We start from the raw sequence: 4674 nt of genomic DNA on the forward strand, positions 1-4674 counted from the left end.
CCCCCCCGCACCACCTCATCGAGGAGCACCCACCATGCCCCGTAGAATCGTCACCGGCCTCAACGCGAACGGCCAGGCCGCCGTCGTCCAGGACGGACCCGCACCCCGCCACTACGACCTCAAGCACACGCCGGGCTTCTCCAACGCCCTGGTCTGGTCGACGCCCGCCGAGCCCACCGTTCCCTTCGACGGCACCGACCCGACGCCCGAGGTCGTGTCCTACGTTCCCGCGCCCGGCGAGACCCGGGTGATCCACCTGGTCATCCCACCGGACACGGTCTACATGAGCGAGGACTTCGACCCGGCCGCGGCAGGCGCCGAACGGCTGGAGACCAGCCCGGGTCTCGCCGAGCTGTTCGAGCCCGACAACCCCGGCATGCACACCACCGACACCGTCGACTACGGCGTCCTCCTCCAGGGCGAGATAGTCCTCGAACTCGACGCGGGCAACGAGGCGACCCTCGCCCCGGGCGACGTCGTCGTACAGAACGGCACCCGCCACGCCTGGCGCAACCGTTCCGACGCCCCCGCCACCATGCTCTTCGTCCTGATCGGCGCCCGGAGGACGTCCTGATGCCGCACCTCGACCCCACCGACGCCCTCGACCTCGACGACGAGCTCGACGAGGTCGAACGGCTCATCCGTGACACCGTCAGCGCCTTCGTCCGTGACCGGGTGACCGACCACGTGGCCGAGTGGTTCGAGGCGGGTACGTTCCCGACCTCCGAACTCGCCCCTGAACTGGGAAAGTTGGGGCTGCTCGGTATGCATCTGGAGGGCTACGGCTGTGCCGGGGCCAGTGCCACCGCGTACGGGGTCGCCTGCCGCGAACTGGAGGCGGCCGACTCGGGACTGCGCAGCTTCGTCTCCGTGCAGGGCTCCCTCGTGATGTTCCCCATCCACCGCTACGGCTCAAAGGAACAGAAGCAGGAGTGGTTGCCCAGGCTCGCCTCCGGTGAGGCGATCGGCTGCTTCGGGCTCACCGAACCCGACCAGGGCTCCGACCCGGGCGGTATGCGCACTCAGGCGAAGCGCGACGGTGGGGGCACCTCCCGCTCGAGCGGAGCCGAGAGTGGGGGAGACTGGATCCTCAACGGCACCAAGATGTGGATCACCAACGGCTCGGTCGCCGATGTCGCCGTGGTCTGGGCCCGTACCGAGGAAGGTATCCGCGGCTTCCTGGTCCCCAAGGACACGCCGGGCTTCACCACCGGCGAGATCCACCGCAAGCTGTCCCTGCGTGCGTCGGTCACCGCCGAACTGCACCTGGAGGACGTGCGGTTGCCGCACTCGGCGGTGCTCCCGGGCGTCACCGGGCTGCGCGGACCGCTGTCCTGTCTGTCCGAGGCGCGCTTCGGCATCCTGTGCGGTGTCGTCGGCGCGGCCCGCACCTGCTACCTGTCGGCGCTGGAGTACTCCACCACCCGCGAACAGTTCGGCCGGCAGATCGGCGGCTTCCAGCTCACCCAGGAGAAGCTCGCCCGGATGCAGGTCGAGTTCGTCCGGTCCCAGTTGCTGGCCCTGCGCCTCAGCAGGCTGAAGGACACCGGCAAGCTGCGCCCGGAGCAGGTCAGCCTCGGCAAGCTCGCCAACGTCCGCGCCGCCCTCGACATCGCCAGGTCGGCCCGTACGGTGCTCGGCGCCAACGGCATCACCACCGAGTACCCGGTGCTCCGCCACGCCAACAACCTGGAGACGGTGCTCACCTACGAGGGCACCGAAGAGATCCACACCCTGGTCGTCGGAGAGTCCGTCACGGGCCTCGCGGCGTACCGCTGAAACACCCCGGGCGGGGGCTGGTCAGGGTCGGCCCCACCCCAGGGAGTCACGTACGACACCACGGGAGGCGAGCGTCGTGACAACCCACGCGAACCACTTCGCGCAGGACATCCGTCTCGAAGACCTCTGGGACGATCCCTACCCGATCTACCGCAGGCTCCGCGACGAGGCCCCCGTGGCCTGGGTGCCAGCCGTCGGGCGCTATCTGATCACCCGGCACGCGGACGTCGTCTTCGCCGAGCAGCACCCGGAGCTCTTCAGCTCCCGCGAGAAGGACTCCCTCGTCCTGAAGGTCATGGGCGCCAACATGCTCCGTGAGGACGACCCCGAGCACCGCAAGCTGCGGGCCGCCGCCGAGCCGCCCGCCCGGCCCCGCCGGGTGAAGACCGACTGGAGCCCGGTCTTCCAGCGCACCGCCGACGAACTGATCGACTCCTTCGCCGACAACGGCGAGGCCGACCTGTTCGCCGACTTCGCCGGGCCGTTCGCCGCCACCAACCTGGCGCATCTGCTGGGCCTTCCGCAGGTCCCGGCCGCAGACATGATCCGCTGGTCGCAGGACATGATGGACGGCAACAGCAACTACGCCGACGTCCCCGAGGTCTGGGACCGCGCCCTCGCGGCGGCGGGTGCCGTCGAGGAGGCCGTCGACGAGACCGTACGGCGGCTGCGCGACGAACCGGACGGGTCCGTGATCTCCTCGATGCTGCACGCCGAGGACCCGCCCACGCTCCAGCAGATCAAGAACAACATCAAGGTCATCATCGGCGGCGGGATCAACGAACCCCGCGACGTGCTGACCGCCGGCGTCTGGGCCCTGCTCACCCACCCCGGGCAGCGCGCCGATGTCGAGGCCGACCCGGCCCTGTGGCGCAACGTCTTCGAGGAGACGGTCCGCTGGATCTCGCCCATCGGCATGTACCCCCGCCAGACCGCCGAGGACCTGGAGCTCAGCGGCACCAGCATCCCGGCCGGCTCCCGGGTCGCCCTGGTCATCGGCGCCGCCAACCGGGACGAGGAGGTCTTCCCCGAGCCCGACCGCTTCGACATCCACCGGGCCCAGCGCAACTACCTCGCCTTCGGCGGCGGACCCCACTTCTGCATGGGCACCTGGGTCGCCCGCCACGAGGTCGGCGAGATCGCCTGGCCCACCCTGTTCCGGCGGCTGCCGGGCCTCGAACTCGACCCCGACGCCGACCGGGCGGTCGAGACCGGTGGATGGGTCTTCCGAGGGCTCCTGAACCTCCCAGTCCGCTGGAAGAAATAGGAACGACGACGTTGTCCGAGAACAGCTGGTTCGGTGCCCGGCTCGTTGTGAACGCGGCCGAGGCGGGCTCCCGGGTCGCCCTCGTCTTCGAGGACCGGTCCTGGACGTACGCGGAGCTGGACCTGGCGATCCGCCGTACACTCGCCCGCCTCGCCGACCGCGGGGTACGCAGGGGCGACCGCGTGGTCATGCGCGGCGAGGCCCGGCCCGAGGCACTCGTCACGATGTTCGCCGTGACACGGATGGGCGCGGTCCTCGTCCCCGTCCACCCGCAGATGACGGGACGCGAACTCGTCGTCATCCGCGAGGAGACGGCGCCGCGCGCCGTCGTCGCCGACCCGGGTTTCCTGGAGGGACTGTCCCTGGGCACGAGCCTGGGCCTGACCTGGGACGAGCTCAACTCCGGCGACCCGGAGTCGTACGAGCAGCCGTCGTACGAGGCCGGAAGTCCCGTCGCCGAACCCCCGGCGGGCTCCGACGCCGCGATCATCGCGTTCACCTCCGGCACCTCCGGACGCCCCAAGGGCGCGGTGCTCACCCACGACAACCTCTACTGGAGCATGGTCAACGGGATGGCCCGCCTGCCCGTGGACGAGGACGACACCGTGCTGGTGGCCACCCCGTTGGCCCACGTGGCCGTGCTCGGCGGGCTGCCGCAGTACACCTGGGCGCGGGGCGGGACCGTGGTGCTGGCGCCGCGGTTCGAGCCGGACCTGTTCGTCGACCTGGTGCGTGACCACGGAGCGACGGCGGCTTTCGCGGTCCCCGCGATGCTCTCGCTCCTCGCACGGCACCCCCGCTTCGGCACCCCCGGCACGCACTCGCTGCGCTGGGTACTGGCGGGAGGCGCGCCCGCGCTGTCGTCGACGACCACAGGACTCCTCGACCGGGGTGTGAAGGTCGTCAACTCCTACGGCCTGACCGAGTCCAGCGCCGGTGTCACATACGCCGCGCTCGACGAGGTCGCCGACCGGCCCACCTCCGCCGGGCGGCCCGTGCCGCACGTAGAACTGCTCGTGGTGGACGAGAAGGGGGAAGAAGCCCCGGTCGACCACGTCGGCGAGATCCGGCTGCGCGGACCGTCCGTGGCGGCCTCGTACTGGACGCGCGACGGACTGCGGCCCGCCACCGACCCCGAGGGCTGGTTCCACTCCGGTGACCGCGGCCGGTGCGACGCACAGGGGCGGCTCGATGTCGTCGGGCGCGCCAAGGAACTGATCATCACCGGGGGAGAGAACGTCGACCCCGCCGAGGTCGAGAACGCCCTCGCCGACCTGCCCGGCGTCCTCGAAATCGCCGTCGGCGGCTGCCCGGACCCCGTCTGGGGCGAGCTCGTCACCGCGTTCGTGGTCGCGAGCGCGCCCGAGCCGGTCCTCGACGACATCCGGGAACACCTCGAAGGCCGGCTGGCCCGCCACAAGTGGCCGCGACGCCTCCGCGTCGTCCCTGCTCTGCCCCGCGGAGCCACCGGAAAACTCCAGCGCCGCGCGCTCACCGAGCTCGCCGGCGACCGCCCCGCCGACCGGCCCCAAGTCGACCACACCACCCCGAAGCCCGAGGAGAGACCATGACCACGACCATGCGCGCAGCCCGAATGCACCACGTCGGCGAGCCCATGAGGCTCGAGG

Annotated in this window: 4 protein-coding genes; all 4 read left to right on the forward strand. The window is 70.9% G+C overall.

All coding sequences use genetic code 11. The annotated features are described in order from the left end of the window. The first annotated feature begins 34 nt into the window (after positions 1–34). A complete protein-coding gene (locus tag FNH08_RS44955; RefSeq protein WP_152777297.1) occupies positions 35–574 on the forward strand; it encodes a cupin domain-containing protein in 540 nt (179 codons plus the stop codon). After that, a complete protein-coding gene (locus tag FNH08_RS44960; protein WP_152777298.1) occupies positions 574–1779 on the forward strand; it encodes an acyl-CoA dehydrogenase family protein in 1206 nt (401 codons plus the stop codon). Before FNH08_RS44955 ends, FNH08_RS44960 begins: the two co-directional genes overlap by 1 nt. A gap of 76 nt (positions 1780–1855) precedes the next feature. Then, positions 1856–3046: a cytochrome P450 gene (locus FNH08_RS53780; RefSeq protein WP_322726470.1), complete on the forward strand. Its 1191-nt coding sequence runs from the start codon at positions 1856–1858 to the stop codon at positions 3044–3046. 11 nt (positions 3047–3057) lie between these two features. Beyond that, on the forward strand, positions 3058–4617 hold the full coding sequence (locus tag FNH08_RS44970; RefSeq protein WP_194238839.1) for a class I adenylate-forming enzyme family protein: 1560 nt from the start codon (positions 3058–3060) through the stop codon (positions 4615–4617). The last annotated feature ends 57 nt before the right edge of the window (positions 4618–4674 follow it).

It is taken from the genome of Streptomyces spongiae (genome assembly GCF_009377185.1).
GTDB classification, from domain to species: domain Bacteria; phylum Actinomycetota; class Actinomycetes; order Streptomycetales; family Streptomycetaceae; genus Streptomyces; species Streptomyces spongiae.

Bases quoted from the DNA above. Each gene is read 5' to 3' on its own strand.
- FNH08_RS44955 (WP_152777297.1), top strand. From the start codon at position 35: ATGCCCCGTAGAATCGTCACCGGCCTCAACGCGAACGGCCAGGCCGCC.
- FNH08_RS44960 (WP_152777298.1), top strand. From the start codon at position 574: ATGCCGCACCTCGACCCCACCGACGCCCTCGACCTCGACGACGAGCTC.